This window comes from Janthinobacterium sp. ROICE36 (genome assembly GCF_002869965.1).
Taxonomy (GTDB): domain Bacteria; phylum Pseudomonadota; class Gammaproteobacteria; order Burkholderiales; family Burkholderiaceae_D; genus Janthinobacterium.
Map to the genome: position 1 here is coordinate 46448 of NZ_PEBS01000022.1, position 19615 is coordinate 66062.

17 protein-coding genes and 3 pseudogenes are annotated in these 19615 nt (G+C 64.0%); 3 read left to right on the forward strand and 17 right to left on the reverse strand.

Translation table 11 applies throughout. From position 1 onward, the window contains the following. The 13 genes and pseudogenes from CSZ94_RS11535 to CSZ94_RS11595 all read right to left on the reverse strand — a co-directional run bounded on the left by CSZ94_RS11535 (position 1) and on the right by CSZ94_RS11595 (position 12267). Positions 1 to 963: an ABC transporter substrate-binding protein gene (locus CSZ94_RS11535; protein WP_102121633.1), complete on the reverse strand. Its 963-nt coding sequence runs from the start codon at positions 961 to 963 to the stop codon at positions 1 to 3. A 54-nt stretch (positions 964 to 1017) separates the two neighbouring features. After that, positions 1018 to 1991 (reverse strand): annotated as a pseudogene (locus CSZ94_RS11540) (ABC transporter permease). A gap of 18 nt (positions 1992 to 2009) precedes the next feature. Next, positions 2010 to 3542 carry a sugar ABC transporter ATP-binding protein gene (locus tag CSZ94_RS11545; protein WP_258000935.1) on the reverse strand — a complete coding sequence of 511 codons (1533 nt, stop codon included), beginning with the start codon at positions 3540 to 3542 and terminating at the stop codon, positions 2010 to 2012. Between the two features lie 81 nt (positions 3543 to 3623). Further along, positions 3624 to 4490 carry a fumarylacetoacetate hydrolase family protein gene (locus CSZ94_RS11550; protein WP_102121635.1) on the reverse strand — a complete coding sequence of 289 codons (867 nt, stop codon included), beginning with the start codon at positions 4488 to 4490 and terminating at the stop codon, positions 3624 to 3626. Between the two features lie 21 nt (positions 4491 to 4511). Beyond that, a complete protein-coding gene (locus CSZ94_RS11555) occupies positions 4512 to 5267 on the reverse strand; it encodes an SDR family oxidoreductase (RefSeq protein ID WP_102121636.1) in 756 nt (251 codons plus the stop codon). Positions 5268 to 5290: 23 nt separating this feature from the next. After that, complete coding sequence (locus tag CSZ94_RS11560; RefSeq protein ID WP_102121637.1) at positions 5291 to 5620, reverse strand: L-rhamnose mutarotase; 330 nt, start codon at positions 5618 to 5620, stop codon at positions 5291 to 5293. Continuing rightward, a pseudogene (locus CSZ94_RS11565) lies at positions 5617 to 6469 on the reverse strand (amidohydrolase family protein). Before CSZ94_RS11565 ends, CSZ94_RS11560 begins: the two are co-directional and overlap by 4 nt. Continuing rightward, the gene (locus CSZ94_RS11570) at positions 6469 to 7488 is read right to left on the reverse strand and encodes an aldo/keto reductase (protein WP_102121638.1); all 1020 of its coding nucleotides are present in this window, start codon (positions 7486 to 7488) and stop codon (positions 6469 to 6471) included. The pseudogene CSZ94_RS11565 and the gene CSZ94_RS11570 overlap by 1 nt, the downstream one beginning before the upstream one ends. Before the next feature lie 11 nt (positions 7489 to 7499). Further along, on the reverse strand, positions 7500 to 8723 hold the full coding sequence (locus CSZ94_RS11575) for a UxaA family hydrolase (protein WP_102121639.1): 1224 nt from the start codon (positions 8721 to 8723) through the stop codon (positions 7500 to 7502). Continuing rightward, positions 8720 to 9055, reverse strand: coding sequence for a UxaA family hydrolase (locus CSZ94_RS11580; RefSeq protein ID WP_102121640.1), 336 nt, complete (start codon positions 9053 to 9055; stop codon positions 8720 to 8722). The genes CSZ94_RS11575 and CSZ94_RS11580 overlap by 4 nt, the downstream gene beginning before the upstream one ends. A gap of 25 nt (positions 9056 to 9080) precedes the next feature. Continuing rightward, positions 9081 to 9998 (reverse strand): GntR family transcriptional regulator, encoded by a 918-nt coding sequence (locus CSZ94_RS11585; protein ID WP_102121641.1) that lies wholly within the window; start codon positions 9996 to 9998, stop codon positions 9081 to 9083. A 114-nt stretch (positions 9999 to 10112) separates the two neighbouring features. Continuing rightward, the gene (locus CSZ94_RS11590) at positions 10113 to 11255 is read right to left on the reverse strand and encodes a D-mannonate oxidoreductase (protein ID WP_102121642.1); all 1143 of its coding nucleotides are present in this window, start codon (positions 11253 to 11255) and stop codon (positions 10113 to 10115) included. A gap of 1 nt (position 11256) precedes the next feature. Beyond that, entirely contained in the window at positions 11257 to 12267 is a 1011-nt protein-coding gene (locus tag CSZ94_RS11595) for a zinc-binding alcohol dehydrogenase family protein (RefSeq protein WP_102121669.1), read from the reverse strand. 339 nt (positions 12268 to 12606) lie between these two features. Here CSZ94_RS11595 and CSZ94_RS11600 point away from each other — a divergent pair, with 339 nt between their 5' ends. Together CSZ94_RS11600 and CSZ94_RS11605 are read left to right on the forward strand one after the other, a co-directional pair. Continuing rightward, positions 12607 to 13638 (forward strand): MerR family transcriptional regulator, encoded by a 1032-nt coding sequence (locus CSZ94_RS11600; RefSeq protein ID WP_102121643.1) that lies wholly within the window; start codon positions 12607 to 12609, stop codon positions 13636 to 13638. 69 nt (positions 13639 to 13707) lie between these two features. Further along, positions 13708 to 14799, forward strand: a complete 1092-nt coding sequence (locus CSZ94_RS11605; protein ID WP_102121644.1) for a hypothetical protein — start codon at positions 13708 to 13710, stop codon at positions 14797 to 14799. 545 nt (positions 14800 to 15344) lie between these two features. Here the strand turns inward: CSZ94_RS11605 and CSZ94_RS29425 are convergent. From CSZ94_RS29425 to CSZ94_RS11620, 3 genes and pseudogenes are all read right to left on the reverse strand, one after another. After that, positions 15345 to 15857, reverse strand: a pseudogene (locus CSZ94_RS29425) (GlxA family transcriptional regulator); the annotation flags it as partial. A gap of 3 nt (positions 15858 to 15860) precedes the next feature. Beyond that, positions 15861 to 17072 (reverse strand): D-amino acid dehydrogenase, encoded by a 1212-nt coding sequence (locus tag CSZ94_RS11615; protein ID WP_102121646.1) that lies wholly within the window; start codon positions 17070 to 17072, stop codon positions 15861 to 15863. Further along, entirely contained in the window at positions 17069 to 17521 is a 453-nt protein-coding gene (locus CSZ94_RS11620; RefSeq protein ID WP_102121647.1) for a winged helix-turn-helix transcriptional regulator, read from the reverse strand. The genes CSZ94_RS11615 and CSZ94_RS11620 overlap by 4 nt, the downstream gene beginning before the upstream one ends. A 91-nt stretch (positions 17522 to 17612) precedes the next feature. Between CSZ94_RS11620 and CSZ94_RS11625 the strand changes: the two genes are divergently transcribed. Beyond that, positions 17613 to 18800, forward strand: coding sequence for an MFS transporter (locus CSZ94_RS11625; RefSeq protein ID WP_102121648.1), 1188 nt, complete (start codon positions 17613 to 17615; stop codon positions 18798 to 18800). Here CSZ94_RS11625 and CSZ94_RS11630 read toward each other — a convergent pair. Beyond that, positions 18797 to 19492, reverse strand: a complete 696-nt coding sequence (locus CSZ94_RS11630; RefSeq protein WP_092798371.1) for a Crp/Fnr family transcriptional regulator — start codon at positions 19490 to 19492, stop codon at positions 18797 to 18799. The genes CSZ94_RS11625 and CSZ94_RS11630 overlap by 4 nt on opposite strands. Positions 19493 to 19615: the final 123 nt, after the last annotated feature.

Here is a 19615-nt window from a genome sequence, read left to right on the forward strand (position 1 = left end):
TTAATACAGAACGTTCTTCGCTTCCGGCAGGTCGACATTGGCCTTGGTGACAATCACCACGCCCGTGTTGACGAACGGCGCGACCTTCTTGCCTTCGATCAGGCTGACCAGGGTTTTCACGCCCAGCGCGCCCATCGAGTACGAACCCTGCACGGCGGTCGCATACAGGGTGCCGTCCTTGACGAAATTTTTCAGGTCTTCATTGCCATCGAAGCCGACGGCGATCACCTTGCCGGCCTTGCCCGCCTGCGCGATGGCGCGGCCCATGCCCACGGCCGTCGGCTCGTTCGCGCCGAAGATGCCCTTCAAGTCCGGATTCGACGCCAGCACGTCGGTCGTCTGGTTCAACGCCGTGGCCATCTGCGACTGCGAGTAATACGTGCCGACGATCTGCAGCTGCGAGTTCTTTTCGATATAGCGCTTGAAGCCGCCCACCCTGCCCGTCTCTGAACCGGCGCCCGCCACATACGACATCACGGCGATCTTGCCCGTCTTGCCGACCTGCGAAATGAGGGCCTTGGCGCTTTGCTCGCCGGCCGCCTCATTGTCGGTAGACAGGAAGGACTGGTAGTAACGCTTGCCGCTGTCGGCCACCAGCGAATCGATCAGCACCACGGGAATTTTCGCTTCCCACGCTTTCTTCAAGGCCGGCACCAGCGCGTCCGGGTCCGACGCGGCCAGCACGATGCCGGCCACTTTGCGCGTGACGGCGTTTTCCACCATGCTGACCTGGTCGGCGATCGCCGATTCCGAGGCAGGCCCCTGGAAGGTCAGGCTGTAGCCCTTGGCATCGGCGGCGCTGGCCGAGGCACCCTTCTTGACGTTTTGCCAGTAGTTGGAATTGGTCGTCTTGACGATCACGGCGATCTCGCCCGGGGCGGCGAAGGCAGCGCTGGAGCTCAGGGCGAAGGCTGCGGTCAACAGACCGAGCAAGATGGTGTTGAAGGCTTTGAAGGTTTTCATTGTCGTCCTCATTTAATTATAGATTTATGGGTGTGACTACTTTCAGCTACTGCTTCAGGCGCGATTGCGCTTCTGATCGATCCAGACGGTCAGCAAGATGACCAGTCCGATAATGATTTGCTGGATAAAGCTCGATACCCCGTTCATGTTCAAGCCGTTGCGCAGGATGCCGATGACGAAGGAACCGATGACGGTGCCTGAAATGGTGCCGATGCCGCCGATCAGCGAGGCGCCGCCGATCACGGCGCTGGCAATGGCATCGAGTTCGTACATCATGCCCTCGTTCGGCTGCGCCGTCACCAGGCGCGACATCAGCACGCAGCCCGTCAAGCCAGACAAGGCGCCGGACAAGGTGTACACCAGCAGGGTCACGCGGCCCACCTTCACGCCCGACAGGCGCGCCGCTTCCGCATTCGAGCCCACGGCATAGATATGCCGGCCAAAGGTGGTGCGGATGAGCATGATGGAGACGGCCACGGCGATCACCACCATCAGCACCACCGGATACGGAATGCCGGGAAAGACGACTTCGGGAAAGGTACCGCCCGTGTCGCGCTCGATGCGCCACAGCACGCCGTTGCCCAGTTCGCCAAACGAATCGCCCAGGCCGGAAATGGCGCGCGCGCCCGTCACCTGCAGCGCCAGGCCGCGCGCGATCAGCATCATGCCAAGCGTGGCGATGAAGGGCGGCAGTTTCAATTGCGTGATGCAGAAACCGTTGACGGCGCCGCACATGGCGCCCACCACAACGCCGCCCAGCATGGCAACCGGCACAGGCACGCCGCTCTTGACCAGCAGCGCGGCGGCAACGCCGGCCAGCGCCAGCACCGAGCCGGAACTCAGGTCGATGCCGCCCGTGATGATGACGCAGGTGGCGGCAATGCCCAGGTAGGCGATCGACGTGACTTGCAAGGCCACGCTCATGCCGTTGCTGACGGAGAAAAAGGCGTTGCTGGTCAGGGAAACACCAGCAGCAACAGCGACAGGCTGCCTAGTGCGGCGAATTTTTGTATCAGTTCTTTATTCATTTTTTAAACTTTCTGTTTTTAACGGACTGCCGCCTGGCCAAGGGCGGGACTGGCGACGCGCCCCGACGCCAGCTGCATGATCTCTTCCTGCGACGACTCGCGCGTATTGACGATGCCGCTGATGCGCCCTTCATGGAATACGGCCACCCGGTCCGTCATGCCCATGATCTCGGGCAGCTCGGACGTGATGAGCACCACGCCGATGCCGTCCGGGGCGAGCTTGTCGAGCAGCTGGTAGATGGCGAACTTGGCCCCCACGTCGATGCCGCGCGTGGGTTCGTCGAAGAAGATGATTTTCGATTCGCGGTACAGCCATTTGCTGATGACGATCTTTTGCTGGTTGCCGCCCGAGAGGTTGCGCGCGATCTGTTTCGAGGTCGGCGTCTTGATGCCCAGCGCCGCGATGTACTGCTGCGCCACCGCCTCTTCCCTGGCGAAATCGATGAAGCCGAAACGGTTCGCCAGCCCCGATACATTGGTCAAGGTCAGGTTGGCCGCCACCGACATGCGGATCGCCAGGCCGTGGCTCTTGCGGTCTTCCGACAGGTAGGCGATGCCGTGTCCGATGGCGTCGATGGGGCTGGCGATTGTCACTGCCATGTCGCCCAGATGGATCGCGCCGCCGGTGAGCGGATCGGCGCCGAAGATGGCGCGCGCCACTTCCGTGCGCCCCGCGCCCATCAGTCCGGAAAAGCCGAGGATCTCGCCGCGCCGCAAATCAAAGCTCAGCGGGCCGAAAACATCCTTGCGGTGCAAATCGCTCACGCGCAGCAGCACCTCACCGGTTGGCGTTGAGAGGCGGTCGGGAAATTTTTCATCGAGGGTGCGGCCCACCATCTTTGCCACGATGGCGTCCAGGCTGGTGCTGGCAAAATCGTCGGTGCAGACGAATTTCCCGTCGCGCAGCACCGTCACCCTGTCGATGATGTGCTGCATCTCCTCCAGGCGGTGCGAGATGTAGACCACGCTGACGCCAGTGCGCTTGAGTTCATTGATGATGTCGAACAGCTGGCCCGTCTCGCTTTCCATCAGCGACGACGTGGGCTCGTCCATGATCAGCACTTCCGTATTGAGCGACAGCGCCTTGGCGATTTCCACCATCTGCTGCTGGGCGCAGGACAGGTTCTTGACCAGCTGGCGCGGGTCGATGCGCAGTTTTAAACGGTCCAGCAGCGCCTGAGCATCAAAGCGCATTTTCTTGCGGTCGATAAAGATGCCGCGCACCGGTTCGCGCGCCAGGAAAATATTCTCCGCCACGCTCAGGTGCGGAATCAAATTCAGTTCCTGGTGGATGATGGCGATGCCGGCCGCCTCCGCATCCACGCTGCAGGCAAAACTGCACACCTTGCCCTTGTAGACCAGTTCTCCCTCGTCGGCCTGGTACACGCCGCTCATCACCTTCATCAGGGTGGACTTGCCGGCGCCGTTTTCGCCACACAGCGCATGCGCCTCGCCCTTGCGCAGGCTGAAACTGACGTTATCGAGCGCCAGCACGCCGGGGAAGCGCTTGCTGACCTTGTTCAGCGCCAGTATCTCTTCGGATTGATTCATGCTGTGTCTCCTCCACTCCACTGCCATAGGCCGGCGCGCCGGTGTCTGAGCACCTTGGCGGCACGCCGGTCTGCTACTCGCTTAACTGTCGATCAGTTGCGGATTCCAGGCATGCACGGTCTGCCGCTGTTCACCCAGGCCTTCGATCCCCAGGCGCATGGTGTCGCCCGGTTTCAGGTACACGGCCGACGGTTTCTGGCCCATGCCCACGCCCGGCGGCGTGCCGGTGCTGATGATGTCGCCCGGGTACAAGGTCATGAAGCGGCTGATGTAGCTGACCAGGTTGGCCACGCCGAAGACCATGGTCCTGGTATTGCCGTACTGGACGCGCTTGCCGTTCACTTCCAGCCACAGGCCCAGGTTTTGCGGGTCCGCCACTTCGTCGGCGGTCACCAGCCAGGGGCCGATCGGGCCGAAGGTGTCGCAGCCCTTGCCCTTGTCCCATTGGCCGCCGCGCTCAAGCTGGTATTCACGTTCGGACAGGTCATTGACGACGCAGTAGCCGGCCACGTGCGACAGTGCATCGGCTACGCTCACATAGCGTGCGGTGGTGCCGATCACCACGCCGAGCTCCACTTCCCAGTCGCTTTTCTTCGAGTCCTGCGGCATCACCACGGCATCGTTGGCGCCGATGATGGCGCTGGTGGCTTTCATGAACAGCACCGGCTCAAACGGCACGGCCATGCCCGATTCGGCAGCATGGTCGGCATAGTTCAGGCCCACGCACAAAAACTTCCCCACGTCCTTCCACGGCGGCGCGATACGGCCGGGATGGTCCACCACTGGCAGGCTGGCGATATCGAGCGCCGCCAAGGTCGCCAGGCTATCCTTGCCCAGGGTTGCGCCGCTAATGTCGGGCAGCACGCCGGAGAGGTCGCGCACGGCGCCGTCAGCATCGATCAGTCCAGGTTTTTCAGCGCCCTTGGCGCCATAACGCATCAGTTTCATGTGGTTCTCTCGTTGTAGTAATCAGTTGGACCAGCCACCGTCGATGACGTGCGTCATGCCGGTGGTAAAGGCGGATTCGTCGGAAGCCAGATACACGGCCAGGGCGGCGATTTCCTCTGCCCGGCCCACTCTTCCCATCGGCTGGCGGGCGACAAACGCCGCCTGCACTTCAGCTATGCTCACGCCTGTCGCTGCAGCCTGCGCGGCAATGCGTTCCTTCAGCGAGGGCGACTCGATGGTGCCGGGGCAGATCGCATTGCAGCGGATGCCGCGCGTGACGAAATCGGCGGCCACCGACTTGGTCATGCCCACCACCGCCGCCTTCGAGGTGCCGTAGATAAAGCGGTTCGGCGCGCCCTTCACGCTGGACGCCACCGACGACATATTGACAATGGAGCCGGCACCCCTGGCCAGCATGCCGGGCAGCACGGCGCGCATCAGCCGGTACATGGAGCGGGCGTTGATGTCGAAGGAACGGTCCCAGGCCGCATCATCGCATTCCAGGATAGTGCCGCCATCTACGAAACCGGCGCAGTTGAACAGGATATCGACGGGGCCGATCTCGCCGGCCAGCGCGAGGATCGCCGCGCCATCGGTCACGTCGAGCAGGCGGATGGCGCAGCCCGTCGCCTCTTTCAGAGCGTCGAGCTGGGCCTGGTTGATATCGGTGGCGATCACGGTGGCGCCTTCGCGCACGAACGCTTCGACCGTGGCGCGGCCGATGCCCTGGCCGGCGGCGGTGAGCAGGGCGATTTTTCCTTGTAGTCTGGCGGTCATGTTTGTCTCCTTGTTTTTTAGGTCTAAGCCATATGAAATACGTGTGCCATCATCGCCCAGTGCTCACCCTCGGCGCGCGAGGCCAGCGGCTGCTGGCACGGTGCGCAAAACGTCCACCAGCGCTGCGTTTCGGGGTCGGCGGCGATGGCCGCCATATCGGCGTCAAAGTCCTCGCCGTGGTATTCCCAGTAACCGAACAGCAGGTTTTCCGGCTGGCGCAGGAAGATCGAATAATTGCTGACATGCGCTGCCGAAAGTTTGGCCAGCACCTGCGGCCAGACGGCGGCGTGCAGGGTTTTGTATTCAGCGATGCGCTCCGGCGCGATGCCGATGACCATGCCCATTCTTTTCATGGCGTTTCCTGGTTGATGTCGTAAAAGCGCAGTGCATTCAGGCCAAAAATATCGTTCCTGTCCTGCAGCCCCAGATGCGCCAGCAGCGCTACGCTGGCGGCCAGCCACGCCGCATAGCCGCCGGCCAGGTCCACCACGGGCCAGTCGCTGCCCCAGATCACGCGCCGGGGGCCGAACACGTCCAGCACATGTGCGGCAAAAGGGCGCAGGTCGTCCACGTCCCAGCCGGAGCGCGCTTCCGTCACCAGCCCGGACAGCTTGCAGTACACGTTTGGCAGCGCGGCCAGCTGCGCCATGTCTTCGCGCCAGTTGCCGAAGGCGGCAGCGGCTATCGGCGGCTTGGCCGCATGGTCGATCACGATGGACAACCCTGGATAATCGCGCGCGCAATGCTGCAGCGCAGGCAGGTGGCGCGGCAGCACCAGGGCGTCCAGTCGCAAGCCGTGCGCCACCATGGCGGCCAGGGCTGGCGCCAGCGCGGGATCGGCGATCCATGCATCGTCTTCGAGGTCCTGCAGCATGGGCCGCAAGCCTTTCAGCTTGCCGTTCGACGCCAGGCGGGCGATATTGGCCGGCGCATCAGGCGCCAGTAAATCGGTCCAGCCCACCACGGCGCGAATGAAGCTGCTTTTTTCTGCCAGCGCCAGCAGCCAGCGCGTATCGTCTTCGGACGGCAGGGATTGCACCAACACAGTTCCAGCTATGCCGTGCGCGGCCAGCAAGGGCGCCAGGTCGGCGGGCAAAAAATCGCGGTGGATGGCGGCCAAGGATGGCGGCCAAGGATGGCGGCGGCCAGTTGCCGCCGCGCGCGGCCAGTTGCCAGAAGTGCTGGTGGGCGTCGATGCGCATCATGCGGCCACTCCCGCAGGCAGTGGCGCGCGCGCATCGAGCAAGTCCGCCTCCCGCAGCGCCAGCCACAGGGCGTCGGGCAGGGGCATGCCGAACCAGTCCAGATTTTGCCGCAGCTGCGCCAGGTCCTGCCCGCCCGGGATGCAGGAAGCGACAGCTGGATGGGCCAGCGGAAACTGCAGGGCGGCAGCTTGCAGCGGCACGCCAAAGTCACGGCAGACGGCGTCCAGGTGCGCCACGCGCTTGAGTATTGCGGCTGGCGCATCGGCATAATTGAATTTTCCGTTACCGGCCAGCACGCCCGAGTTGAACGGGCCGCCAATCACGATGGCGTTGCCGCGTTCCACGCACAGGTCCAGCAGCGGCGACAGCGAGGCCTGTTCCAGCAAGGTGTAGCGGCCGGCCAGCAAGGTGCAATCAAGATCGAATTCCGTCATCGCCCGCAGCACGACGTCGCATTCGTTGACACCGAGCCCCACGGCTTTCACCTGGCCGCTGGCGCGCAGTTGGTCCAGCGCGCGAAAGCCGCCGCCGGCCGTCAGCTGGCGCCAGTATTGCTGATCGTGTTCGCCATGCGTGGCCTTGCCGATATCGTGCACGAACACAATGTCGATGCGCTCAAGTCCCAGCCGCTGCAGGCTGTCGTCGTGCGAACGCAGCACGCCGTCATACGTGTAGTCATAATGAGGGCGGAACGGCAGTGGCGCGGCAAAGCCGTCATCGCCAGGACGCACGGAGACGTCGGGCCGCATCAGCCGTCCCACCTTGGTGCTGATCACGAACGCATTGCGGGGCCGCTCGCGCAGGGCCGCGCCCAGCCGGTGTTCGGACTGCGTATAGCCGTAGAACGGCGCCGTGTCGAAGAAACGCACGCCGGCGTCCCAGGCGCCATCGAGGGTCGCGCGCGCCTGCGCGTCGCTGACCGGCTGGTACAGGCCGCCCAGCGGCGCGCAGCCCATGCCGATGCAGGGTAGCGACAGACCACCACGTGGCAAGGTACGCAATTGTGTGACATCCATGAGCTCGGCCCTCAAGCAGCGCGCAATGGGAAGCAGCCTGGCCCCACCGCGTCGAATTGTTTATAGGTCAGTACGAATTCCTGGTGGCCCAAGTCTTCCGAGCGGCTCAGTTCTCCGCTGGCCACGTTCAGCACGGCGGCGACAATCTCCGCCCCCACTTCTTCCAGCGTGGCTTCGCCCGTGAGTATCTTGCCGGCGTTGATATCCATGTCGTCGGCCAGGCGCTCGAAGGTTTGCGGATTGGCGCACACCTTGATGACGGGCGAAATCGCCGAGCCGACCACGGAGCCGCGGCCGGTAGTAAACAAGGTGATGTGGGCGCCGCAGGAAATGAGTTCGACGATTTCCGCGTTGTCCGACACGTTCGGAAAACCGAAGCGCGGCTCGCCGTCCGGCACCACGTCGAGCAGGTACAGGCCGCCGCCGGCCGGCTGATCGCCCGGTTTCAGAATGCCGACGATGGGCGAGGAACCGCTCTTGGCGTAGGCACCCAGCGACTTTTCTTCCTGCGTGGTGAGGCCGCCATCGGCGTTCCCCGGCGAGAAGCTGCCATGGCCCATGATGGTGTAGTAGCGCGCCGCCTTGGCCACGGTTTCGACGATGGCATTCCCCAAGTCCGGGCTGACGGCGCGCCGCTGCATGTGGTATTCGCAGCCCACCAGTTCGCCCGTCTCTTCGAAAATACAGGGGCTGCCGGCCGCGATCAGGGTGTCAAACGCCACGCCGACGGCGGGGTTGGCGCTGATGCCGCTGGTGCTGTCGGAGCCGCCGCAGATGGTGGCGACGACCAGTTCAGCTATCCCCATCGGCACGCGCTCTTGCTGCGCCAGGTGCTCGAGGGCCCAGCTGATCCACTCGACGCCACTGCTCACGCTGGGGCGCGTGCCGCTGTTTTCCTGGATGGTAATCGTATGCACGGGGCGGTCGCTGTCGGCCACCGCGCTGGAGAGTCCATATTTATTGAAACCTTCGCAGCCGAGCGACACCAGCAGCACGGCGCCCACGTTCGGATGCGTCAGCAGGCGGCGCATCACCTGGTCTGCGTATTCATTGGGGAAGCAACCCGTAAAGCCGATCAGGTGCACGGGCTGGCCGGGAAAGGCATTGACCATCAGGCGCGCCACGTGGTGCGCGCATTCGACCATATAGGCCACCACCACGATATTGCGGATACCCTTGCGGCCATCGGCGCGCAGGTAGCCCGACAGGGCGGGTGTCGTTACGGGAGCGTTCATGCTTGGTCGTCCTTGTCCAGGAAATGGTGGCCGTCCTGGCCCAGGGTAAACGTGGGGATGTAATCGCTTGCCAGGTTGTGCGTGTGAATATGCTCGCCAATGGCCACGGGAGCCGTGATGCTGCCGATCAGGGCGCCGTAGCGCAGCACCTTGTCGCCCACGGCCAGCGCACGGCGCGCCACCTTGTGGCCGATCAGGATATTTTGCGCCAGGGTGACCGGCTGGCCATCGATGGCGACGACGTCGCCGCAGGCCAGGGCTGTCCTGGCGATCAGGCAGTTATCCTCGGGCGACATCAGCAGCAGGCTGGCAGGCTGGGTAGCGAGGCTCATGGCGCACCCTCCCCGGCAAAGACGGCTAGGCGCCTGGCTGGCTCAGTTTTTCGCGCGTGCCTATCGATGACAGCATGGTGCGGCGCGAAGAATCGAGGTGCGACCGCATGCACTCTAGCGCCTTGGGTATGTCGTGCTCCGCCAGCGCGCGCAAGATCGCCAGGTGCTCCTGCACCGCGTACTGGTTGCGGCCCTTTTCCTCGCCCTTGTCCCACTGGTAGTGATAGTGGAAGACAAACGAGACGATATCGTAGAAGCCCTGCGCGAAGCGGTTGTTCAGCAGGCCGATGAGAAAGGTGTGGAACTCGCGGTCCAACGCCGGAAACGCATTGTGGCGCGTGTCTATCCTGGCCGCCAGCTTCTCGTGCTGCTTGATCAGCCGCGTCAGTTCCGCATACGCGGGATCGCCATGCGGCAGGTGCGCAAACTGCTCCACGGCAGCCATCTCGAACATGCGCCGCATGTCCGCCAGTTCGGTGGCGAAGGAGCGGTCGAACGCGCACAAGCGCCAGCCGCCGCGCGGTTTCTTCTCGATCAGGCCGAAGCGCGAAAAACCGATCAAGAATTCGCGCACGCTGACGGTACTGGCGCCCGCCTCGCGCGCCAGCTCCGCTTCCGAGAATTCCGCGCCGGGCGGCATGTCGCGCTGGTACACGCGCTCCATCAGTACTTGCTGGATGCGCTCCGCCCCCGACTGCAATTCGGAGATATCGAAGTAGTCGCCCGGTATGGGCTTCCTCAACAAGCGCCGGTCCGCCGGGCTGCCGATCAGCCGGCGCGTCGACAGGTAGGCGATCGCGCTGCGGATCGCCGTGCGGCTGCCCTGGCAGATGGTGGTCAGGAACTGCTCCGTCGGCAGCATCTCGCCCACTGCGACATTCTCGACGAGAAATTGCAACAGCAGATTGGTACTGCGTTTGAAGACGGTGGCGGGTTTGGACATGGATGAATGAACGCGCTATGCCAGCGAAAGGGAAAGTGGATGAGTGGGCCATTTTAGTCGATATCGGATTGGATCGGCATGCCGAAAAAGAAACAACTGCGTTGAGCCGGGCGTTCACGGCTGCGCTCCCGGCGTCAGCATGGCGCGCAGGCGCGGCTGCGCCAGCGCGGGACAAAGCTGCTGCGCCAGCGCCGCCACGGGCGCCATGCGGCGCGCGATTTTTCCGGCGTGGTGCTGGGCGATGTCGGCCAGGCAGTGCGCGAGGAAAGGATTGCCAAAGCGCTCCCTGACCTGCGCCACGTAAGCCAGCGCGGCATCACCGTGCCGCGCCCCCATGGCGGCAAACACGGGCAGCACTTCCTCGCGCCACAAGGCTTCCAGCGCGGCGCGCATGGCGCCATCGTCCATCGCCTCGCGCACCGTCATGCCGGCCGGACTGCCGCGCTCCATCCACAGCTGCGCCAGATAGGAATGGCCCAGGTTGAGCAAGAACAGCTTGCGCTGTTCATATTCGCGCAGGCTGCCCGTCACCACCACCTGCCGATGGCTGCATGGCAGCAGCATGCCTTCCTGCGCCTCGATAGCCCACAGCGCATAGGGCTCGGCCACCGCACCTATCGGTTCGATCGCTTCGGAAACGATGCGGTCGACCAGGGAATTGATCCACAGGCAGCCCGTTTCCAGGTAAGAGATGGCGCCTGGCGAGACTTGCCACTGCCGCGCCAATGTCACGATCACCTGGCGCAGCACCGTGCCGTTGTCGGCCACCAGTTCGCACGGAAAAATCGAGATGGGTGCCGCACCGGCCAGGAAGCGTCCGTGCAGCAGCACCAGCAGCTTGGCGGGAAAGCTGGCGGGAACGGCCGCGCCGTCGAGCATGCCGGCGTGATCGGATTCGTCCAGCTGGTAGCCCGTGTCGCCCGTATTCGAGACGATCACGCGCGCGGCCACGGCCGCATCGCGCACCTGCCGCCAGTCGCTGCCGGCTTGCCACGCTTGCGTGACGGCGTGGGCACGGCGCTCTTCATCTATTTGTGCGCCGTCCTGCCAGCCGCGGATGCGCACCGGATAGCCGCCACTGCGGCGAAACGCCGCCACGCGCGCCGCGCCCTGCGCGCTGTGCGTGGTCTGCACGATGGTGATATTGCCCAGCGCCTGGCCTACCTTGGCCGCTTCGCTGACGAACAGGTCGGCGTGCGCCTGCAGGAAGCGGCTGGTGCCGAATTGCAGGATGGGATTATGCTCGGGGTGAGCCATCTCAGACCTCGACGATGGCCTTGATGACGCCCGCTTCGGGCTGCATCCAGCGATCGAGCACGCCGGTAAATTCGTCGAGCGTGGTGCGGTGGGTATTGAGCAGCGCGGTCGGCACCAGTCCCGCCTTCATGGCCGCTACCACGTCCTCGAAATCGTCGACGGTGGCATTGCGGCTGCCCAACAGGGTCGTTTCGCGCTTGTGGAATTCAGGGTCGGAAAAGGACAGGCGGTCGCGCACGATGGACACCAGCACATAGCTGCCGCCATGGGCAACAAAGTCCAGGCCCCGCTCCATGGCAGCGATATTGCCGGTGGCGTCAAAGACCACGTCGAAAAATTCGCCGCCGGTGGCCTCCGACAACTGCTCCTTGTCGCCGTCGCCCAGTGCCACCGTGCGGGCGATGCCCAGCGCCTCGCGGCAGAACTGCAGGCGATCGACGCGGCCATCGAGCACCGTCACGTCGGCGCCCTTCAACGACGCGAACAGCATCACGGCCATGCCGATCGGGCCGGCGCCCACCACCAGCACGCGCTTGCCGGCGTCCACCACGCCGCGCTTCACGGCATGCGCGCCGATGGCGAGAAACTCGATCATGGCCGCGTCGTCAAGCGAGATACCTTCGGTCTTGAAGACAAAGCGCTCGGGCAGCGCCAGGTATTCGGTCATGCCGCCGTCGCGGTGCACGCCCAGCACTTCGATGCGGGTGCAGCAGTTGGTCTTGCCCTGGCGGCAGGCCACGCAGCTGCCGCAAGACAGGTAAGGCATTACGTAGACCTGGTCGCCCACGGCCAGGCGCGAGCCGGCTGGCGCGCTGTCGATATGACCGGACAACTCATGCCCCATCACGCGCGGGTAGCTGAGGAAAGGCTGGGTGCCGCGGAAGATATGCATGTCGGTGCCGCAGATACCGACGCGGCGTATGCGCAGCAGCACTTCACCCTCGCCGGGCACCGGCACGGGGCGCTGCTCCATGCGCAAACTGCCGGGCGTATCGCAAACGATACTTTTCATCATGGTCGTCTCTCTCGCCGACCGGGTCTTGCCGGCGGCATATTATATTTAACGTACAAACCAACTGTGAAAAAAATCCGCCTGCGCGGATTGTCTTTCCAGTCCTGCCAATGGCGCTTCTTGCTGCGCCGCACAACGATTATGCCATCATGCTGCCTGGCCCGAACCCCCTTCTTTTGCGGAAGCTGTCATTTGGTTTTATAAATATACCGTACAAAAAAATGAAGGTCAACGGATTATTTTTCCGATTTTTTAGGGTCCTCTGCTACATTTCTGCTTGACCCTGACGTGACGTCAGGCGCCATCGTGGTTGCACGCACTGAAGACAAGGAGAAGACGATGCTGTTGAAAATCGGTGAACTGGCCAGGCTCACGGGCCTGACTATCCGCACCTTGCACCACTACGACAGCATCGGCCTGCTCTCGCCTTCAGCGCGCACGCCCGCTGGCTACCGCCTCTACCAGCACGGCGACATGGACCGGCTGCACCGGATCATGGCGCTGCGCAAGTTCGGGCTGTCGCTGGCCGATATTGCCAACGCCCTTGCCGGGCCGGACCTGCCCTTGAGCGCCATCGTGGCGCAGCAGATCGCCATGTTGGAGCGCCAGATCGCGCAGGCATCCACCCTGCGTGGTCGCCTGTGCACCTTGCAGGCGCAACTGGCGCAGGGGCAGGCCCCGGAACTGAGCGAGTGGCTCACCACGATGGAGTTGATGACCATGTACGACAAATACTTTAGCCCCGAAGAACTACAAGAACTGCCGCTGCTGTCCAACGCAGCCGTGGAACAGGAATGGAAAGAACTGGTAGCGAGAGTGCGCGCCGCCAGGGAAGCGGGCGCCGGCCCCGGTGATGCCCAAGCACAAGCGCTGGCCACGCAATGGATGGTCAAGCTGGTGCGCGACACGGGCGCCCATCCCGGCCTGTTCGCGCGCCTGAACGATATGCACGCGCAAGAGCCGTCGATGCAAGCGACGACCAGCATCGATGCGGAGCTGATGCAGTTCATCATCGCCGCCTTCAATGCCTCGCGCATTGCGCTGTATCGCCCTTTCCTCGACGAACAGGAATACGCGCACCTGGCCGCCAATTACGGCAAGCGCTCGGGCGAGTGGCCAGCCCTGATCGCCGCCGTGCGCGCCGCCATCGATGCGCGCACGCCGCCCACCGACCCGGCCGTGCTGCAACTGGCGCGGCAATGGCTGGAATTGTTCCGCGCGTATGCGGGCACGGACCCCGCCACGCAGCTGAAATTTCGCCAGGCGCACCAGCAGGAACCGCGCCTGATGGAAGGCAGCTTCGTCGACGGGGCCATGCTGCAATACCTGGGCGCGGCGATGGCCGTGGTGGCGCAGGAAAAGCCAGCGTAAAAGTTGGCGTGCGGCATTTCCAGGCGGTTGCCATGTAGAATCGGCCTTCGCCCACGAAAGGAAAAACCGATGCGCCGCTTTCTGTTTGCTTGCCTGACCCTGCCCACCCTGAATCTCGCCATGGCCGCCGAGCCGCCCGTGCAAGGCGTGTGGCAGGGCACTCTGGGCAAGGCCAATATCGTGGCGTGCTTCAACCAGCCCAGCCCCACGCAAGGGTCTGACCGCAGCGGCAATTATTACTACACGCGCTACAAGACGCCCATCATGCTGGCCAAGCCGAACGGCAAGAACGACTGGAGCGAATCCGACGCCAAGGGAGATACCACGGGCACCTGGCGCCTGGATGCACCGCAGGGCGGCAAGCCAAGTGACAAGCTCATCGGCACCTGGACGGAGCCGAAAAGCGGCAAGACCCTGCCGCTGGCCTTGACCTTGCTGGAAGCGGCGGGCGACCGCGACCACCCATCCTGCGCCAGCGATGCCTACAACCTGGCGCTGGAGGCCTTCCCCAGCACCAAGGTAAGCAAACCCATCGCCTTCGAAGGCAAGCAATACCGCAACCTGCAAATCGGCGACACCATTACGGCGGAATTGATCGCGCCCGGCGATGGCGTGGCGAAAATCAATGCGCAGTTGCGCACCGTGCTGGCCAGGAACAAGCAGGACCTGGCCGACTTCTATGCCACGCGCCGCGAATACCTGGGCCGCAACGGTTTCACGACGGAAGACGAAGTGTATGCGGAACCCACCTACTGGTCACCGCGCTGGGTGACGCTCAAGTTTTACCGCTGGCCGGCCGGCTATGGCGCCAATGGCATCTCCATCAGGTTCCGCACCTGGGACGTGAAGACGGGCCAGGAAACGGACGTGTGGAACTGGTTTGGCGCCAGCGCCAGCGATGGCGACGACAAGGCCGAATTGCCGGACCGCCTGCGGCAAGCCCTGTACAAGGACGTCAAGATCGACGCCGAGTGCAAGGGCACGGATTACGACGACCGCGGCCGCTTCCACCTGTCATTGAAACCCGAAGGCGTATCGTTTTGGGAAGATTCCAACGGCAGCGGCTGCGAAAACGCCTTCCTGCTGCCCTACAGCAAGGTCGGCCCCTTCCTCACCGTCAAGGGCCGCGCCGCGCTCAGCGATTTGCTGCCGAAGAACTAGCCGCAGGGGCCAGCATAGTCGCTGTCGTCGAGCAGCATATCCTCGAAAAACGCGCCATACGGCAGGGTCGGATGGCGCAAATGAATGTCCAGTATCCAGCGCATGGACGATGGCAAAAAGTCGGCGTCGGCCAGCGCACCCGCGTAAATCGTGGCGTGCGGGAAATCGGAGACGCGATGCCCGCCCAGGTCGAAGTTCAATTCCCAACCCAGCTTGCGCGCTTCCTTCTCTGCGTAGGCATACAGGGCCGCCCCCGTCAGCCGCTCGCGCTGCCACACGCCGCGCACCTGGTGGAACAGGTACTCTGCATCGCGCGCACAACGGGCGTATTCCGCCTGCTCCACACTGTCGCCCACCGTAAATGTGGCGCCGCCATCACCTTCCCACGCCTGCACGCGGGGCGCGATATCGAGGAAGAAAATATCGTGGTCTTGCCAGACCACGCCCGGCTCGGACGCGCGCTTCATCGGCTTCGTCGTATTGCGGCCAGAGCGCACGCGCGTAGGGTGCCAGCTCAGCGCCAGCCCCATGTCCAGCAGCACCTGCTGCGCCTGCGCCACGGGCGAAGCCGCGTCCACCACGGGCGTCAGATGCGGACTGAACTTCGACTGCCCGCCCTGGCGCTGCGTGTACACCACCAGGCACCGCGCCACCTGCAGCGCCTGCTGGGCGCCGCCATCGTCGGCCAGCAAGGATAGCGCCAGGTCGATACCGGCCGTCACACCGGCCGAACTGACCAGCTTGCCGTCGTGCACATAAATGCTGTCCGCATCGACCTGCGCCAGTGGAAAACGGGCAGCCAGCGCCGCCGCGTCGTTCCAGTGCGTGGCTACTTTTTTGCCATCAAGTAAGCCTGCATGGCCCAGCAGGAACGCACCATTACAGATGGAGCCATGGCGGCCCGCCTTGCCTGCCGCCCGCGCCAGCCAGGCATTCAGGACGGCATCGTAGGGCTGCGCCGCAGGCAAGAAACTGTTCGCTTCGGCAAACACGTCCATGGGTCCGCTGACGTCGAGCGCCTGCACGCCGGGAAAGATGAGGATGGCGAGGCTCGGCAAGGCTCAATCCTTTGCCATGGCTGCCACTTGCGCCGCGACCAGCTCGGCCGTCGCCGCCGCCAGGGTCCAGCCCAGGTGGCCGTGGCCCGTGTTGTAGTACACGCCTTGTGCCTTGCCCGGCCCCACTTTCGGCAGCATGGCGGGCAGCATGGGGCGCAGGCCCGCCCACGGAATCACCTTGCGTGTATTCACGTCAGGAAAACATTGCTCGACCCATGCCAGCAGCGGGCGGATGCGGTCGGCCCGGATGTCGTGGTTGACGCCATTGAATTCCGCCGTGCCCGCCACTCTTAGCCGGTCTTCGCCCAGGCGGCTGCTGACCAGCTTGGTGGCGTCGTCAAGCAGGCTGACGCACGGAGCCGCCGCGCGGCTGCCTGCGTCATCGAGCTGCACGGTGATCGAATAGCCTTTCACGGGATACACATTCACATGGTCGCCCAGGGATGCCGCCATGGCGCGGCTGGCCGTGCCTGCGCAGATGACGACGGCGTCGAACAGGGTGCTGTCCTCGCCCAAGCTGACGCGCACCTTGCCGTGCTCGCGCGCCAGCGCCGTCACGTGTGCGCCATAGCGGCACGCCACGCCCAGGCGGGCGCAGGCAGCGGCCAGGCCGCTGGTGAATTTGTGGATGTCGCCCGTGGAATCGCTGTCCGTGTAGTAGCCGCCGTAAAAGTCGCCCGCCAGCGCCGGTTCGATGGCGCGCATCTCTTGCGGCGTGACGGCGCGCCGCTGCAAGCCGCCCCGCGCCAGCAGGCGCGACACGCCGGCCGCCCGCTCGAAGCCCGCACGCTCCCGGTAGATGTGCAAGATGCCGGCGCGGCGGTGATCGAAGTCGATATCTTCTTCTTGCGCCCACGCAAACAGGTGTTCGCGCGCAGCGATCGCCATGCGCGCCGTGGCGATGGTGTTGCGCTCATAGTCCGGCATGGCGGCGAGAAATTGTGCAAACCAGCTCAGCTTGTGCCAGCTGGGCCAGGGATGCAGCAACAACGGCGCATCGCGCCGCGCCATCCATTTCAGGGCGTTCCATAGCGTCGCCTTATGGTTCCACACTTCCGCGTGCGAGGCCGACAATTGCCCGCCATTCGCATACGACGTTTCCATGGCCGCATAGCGGTGCCGCTCGACCAGGGTCACGTCCACGCCCCGTTTCGCCAGCGCATACGCTGTCGTCACGCCCGTGATGCCCCCGCCCAGCACGGCCACGCGCTTCATGGTGGCGACACCTTGTGCACGACGGTATCACCGGCCTGCAAGACGCGGCCATCCTCGGCCAGCACGTTCATGCAGCGCACGGGCAAGCCTGAACCGCGCTGTCGCAAGGTGGAGTGCGCCTCGTCCGCCGCGAACAATTGCGCCTCGCTCCACTGGCGTAAACCCACCACGACGGGAAACAGGCCCAGCCCCTTGGCCGTCAGCACGTACTCCTGGTAAGCCGTGCCGTCCGAGGCGGGCGCGACCGTAAAAATGCCCTCTTCCACCAGGGTGTGCAGGCGGTCGGCCAGGATATTCTTCGCCACGCCCAGGCTTTTCTGGAATTCCCCAAACCGGCGCATGCCGTCGAAGGCGTCGCGCACGATCAGCAGCGACCAGCGTTCGCCGATCACGTCGAGCGCGCGCGCCACGGGACAGGGGTCGGTTTTCAGGCTTTTGCGCTTGGCCACGGGCAGTCTCCAGGATTGAGTGGTTGCATTTTAAAACTTCCCGGCGCAGACGCCAACGGGTTTCAATTTGAAACCACTTACCGACAAGCCTATGCGCGACACAAACCCTCCCCTCACGACAGCACTTCCCCCCACCTTCGTCTGGCTGTTTGCCACGGCGGCCGGCCTCAGCGTGGCCAATGTGTATTACGCCCAGCCCTTGCTCGCCACCCTGGCGCACGAATTCGGCATGACGGACGCCGCCAGCGGCATGGTCATCACGGCCACGCAGCTCGGCTGCGCGCTGGCCCTGCTGCTCGTGCCCTTGGGCGACATGCTGAACCGGCGCCGTTTGACCTTGTTCCAGCTGGGCTTGCTTGCCATCGCCCTGGCGGCGCTGGGCTGCGCCCGTTCCACGGCCGCCTTGCTGGGCGGCATGCTGCTGGTGGGCTTGCTGGGCACGGCCATGACGCAGGGTTTGATCGCCTATGCGGCCAGTGCGGCGGCCAGCCACGAGCGGGGCCGGGTGGTGGGCATGGCGCAGGGCGGCGTGGTGATCGGCCTGCTGCTGGCGCGCACCCTGTCCGGCGTGGTGGCCGGCCTGGCCGACTGGCGCGCCGTGTATTTTGTCTCGGCGGCCATCGCTTGCGCCCTGCTGTTACTGTTGTGGCGCACGCTGCCGCCGGCGCAGCCGGCCAGTCAATGGCTGGCTTACGGCGCCCTGCTCGCCTCCATGCTGGACATGCTGCTGCACAACAAGGTGCTGCGCGTGCGCGGCATGCTGGCCCTACTGATGTTTGCCGTCTTCAATATTTTCTGGAACGCCCTGGTGCTGCCCTTGACTGAGCAAGGCTATACGCACGCGGCCATCGGCGCGTTTGGCCTGGTGGGCGCGATCGGGGCGCTGGGCGCGGCGCGGGCCGGGGCGCTGGCCGACAAGGGCCGGGCCCAGTGGACGACGGGCGCGGCCCTGCTATTGCTGCTGGCCGCGTGGCTGCCGCTCGGCTTTGCCGGCACGGCCCTGTGGCCGCTGGTGGTCGGCATCATCGCGCTGGACCTGGCGGGCCAGGCCATCCACGTGACCAACCAGAGCCTGATCTTCCAGGATGACAGCGATGCGCACAGCCGCCTGGTGGCGTGCTATATGCTGTTTTATGCGGTGGGAAGCGGCGTGGGTGCGATTGCCGCCGCCAGCGTGTACGCGCTGGCGGGCTGGCATGGGATATGCGCGCTGGGCGCGACGGTCTGCTTGCTCGCCCTGCTGTTCTGGCGGCTGACCCTGCCTGCTGAAAGTACTTAGTTCAGTAGCGCCGTGGCGGAACCGTGGCGGTAGGTCTTCAGTGCATCCGGCTGTATCTGGATCAGCGAACCGCTGACTTTAATCAAATGCAAGTCCGTCAACTGGTGCAGCACGCGCGACAGGGTAGCGGGCGCCAGGTTCAAAAACGATGCCAGCAGACTTTTCTTCAAGTCCAGCTTGACCTCGTTCGAGCGCTGCTGGTCCGACGCCTGCAGCAGGTACTCGACCACGCGCTGGGTGGCGTTCTGCACGGAGCAGCGTTCCACGTTGCGGATAAAACCCATCAGGTGGTGCGACAGACTGTTCATCATCTGGCGCGCAATACGCGGCGACTGGTCCAGCAGGCGCAGCAGCGCGTGTGGCGGGATGCGCAGCAGCAGGCAATGCTCGAGCGCTTCGGCGCAGAACGGATACGGTTCGTCGAGAAAAATCATGGCTTCGCCAAAGCTCTGACCCGGGCGGATCAGTTCCAGTACCTTGTCTGTACCTTCCATGGAAAACACGCTCAGCTTGACGAGGCCGAAGACCACCACATAGGCGCCTTCCGCCACTTCGCCCTTGCGGAACAGCACTTTGCCTTTTTCCACTTCGACGCGTACGACATCCTGGCGCAATTGTTCTAATTGCGAAGGGGAAATATGGCGGAACAGAGCCTGGCTCGATAGCAAGCCATCGACGTTGACCTTATGCATGACACTCTCTTATTAGATTAGCGAATGACTAAGAGTGTAATGCGCATGCAGCGTCAAGGCCATACGTCAAAGGAACTAGGCTTGTCTAGGCCAGAACGCCATGCAGATCAAACAATCGCGCTT

Excerpts from the sequence above, each read along its gene's own strand:
- CSZ94_RS11535 (WP_102121633.1), bottom strand. The coding sequence starts at position 963 with ATGAAAACCTTCAAAGCCTTCAACACCATCTTGCTCGGTCTGTTGACC.
- CSZ94_RS11545 (WP_258000935.1), bottom strand. The coding sequence starts at position 3,542 with ATGAATCAATCCGAAGAGATACTGGCGCTGAACAAGGTCAGCAAGCGC.
- CSZ94_RS11550 (WP_102121635.1), bottom strand. The coding sequence starts at position 4,490 with ATGAAACTGATGCGTTATGGCGCCAAGGGCGCTGAAAAACCTGGACTG.
- CSZ94_RS11555 (WP_102121636.1), bottom strand. The coding sequence starts at position 5,267 with ATGACCGCCAGACTACAAGGAAAAATCGCCCTGCTCACCGCCGCCGGC.
- CSZ94_RS11560 (WP_102121637.1), bottom strand. The coding sequence starts at position 5,620 with ATGAAAAGAATGGGCATGGTCATCGGCATCGCGCCGGAGCGCATCGCT.
- CSZ94_RS11570 (WP_102121638.1), bottom strand. The coding sequence starts at position 7,488 with ATGGATGTCACACAATTGCGTACCTTGCCACGTGGTGGTCTGTCGCTA.
- CSZ94_RS11575 (WP_102121639.1), bottom strand. The coding sequence starts at position 8,723 with ATGAACGCTCCCGTAACGACACCCGCCCTGTCGGGCTACCTGCGCGCC.
- CSZ94_RS11580 (WP_102121640.1), bottom strand. The coding sequence starts at position 9,055 with ATGAGCCTCGCTACCCAGCCTGCCAGCCTGCTGCTGATGTCGCCCGAG.
- CSZ94_RS11585 (WP_102121641.1), bottom strand. The coding sequence starts at position 9,998 with ATGTCCAAACCCGCCACCGTCTTCAAACGCAGTACCAATCTGCTGTTG.
- CSZ94_RS11590 (WP_102121642.1), bottom strand. The coding sequence starts at position 11,255 with ATGGCTCACCCCGAGCATAATCCCATCCTGCAATTCGGCACCAGCCGC.
- CSZ94_RS11595 (WP_102121669.1), bottom strand. The coding sequence starts at position 12,267 with ATGAAAAGTATCGTTTGCGATACGCCCGGCAGTTTGCGCATGGAGCAG.
- CSZ94_RS11600 (WP_102121643.1), top strand. The coding sequence starts at position 12,607 with ATGCTGTTGAAAATCGGTGAACTGGCCAGGCTCACGGGCCTGACTATC.
- CSZ94_RS11605 (WP_102121644.1), top strand. The coding sequence starts at position 13,708 with ATGCGCCGCTTTCTGTTTGCTTGCCTGACCCTGCCCACCCTGAATCTC.
- CSZ94_RS11615 (WP_102121646.1), bottom strand. The coding sequence starts at position 17,072 with ATGAAGCGCGTGGCCGTGCTGGGCGGGGGCATCACGGGCGTGACGACA.
- CSZ94_RS11625 (WP_102121648.1), top strand. The coding sequence starts at position 17,613 with ATGCGCGACACAAACCCTCCCCTCACGACAGCACTTCCCCCCACCTTC.
- CSZ94_RS11630 (WP_092798371.1), bottom strand. The coding sequence starts at position 19,492 with ATGCATAAGGTCAACGTCGATGGCTTGCTATCGAGCCAGGCTCTGTTC.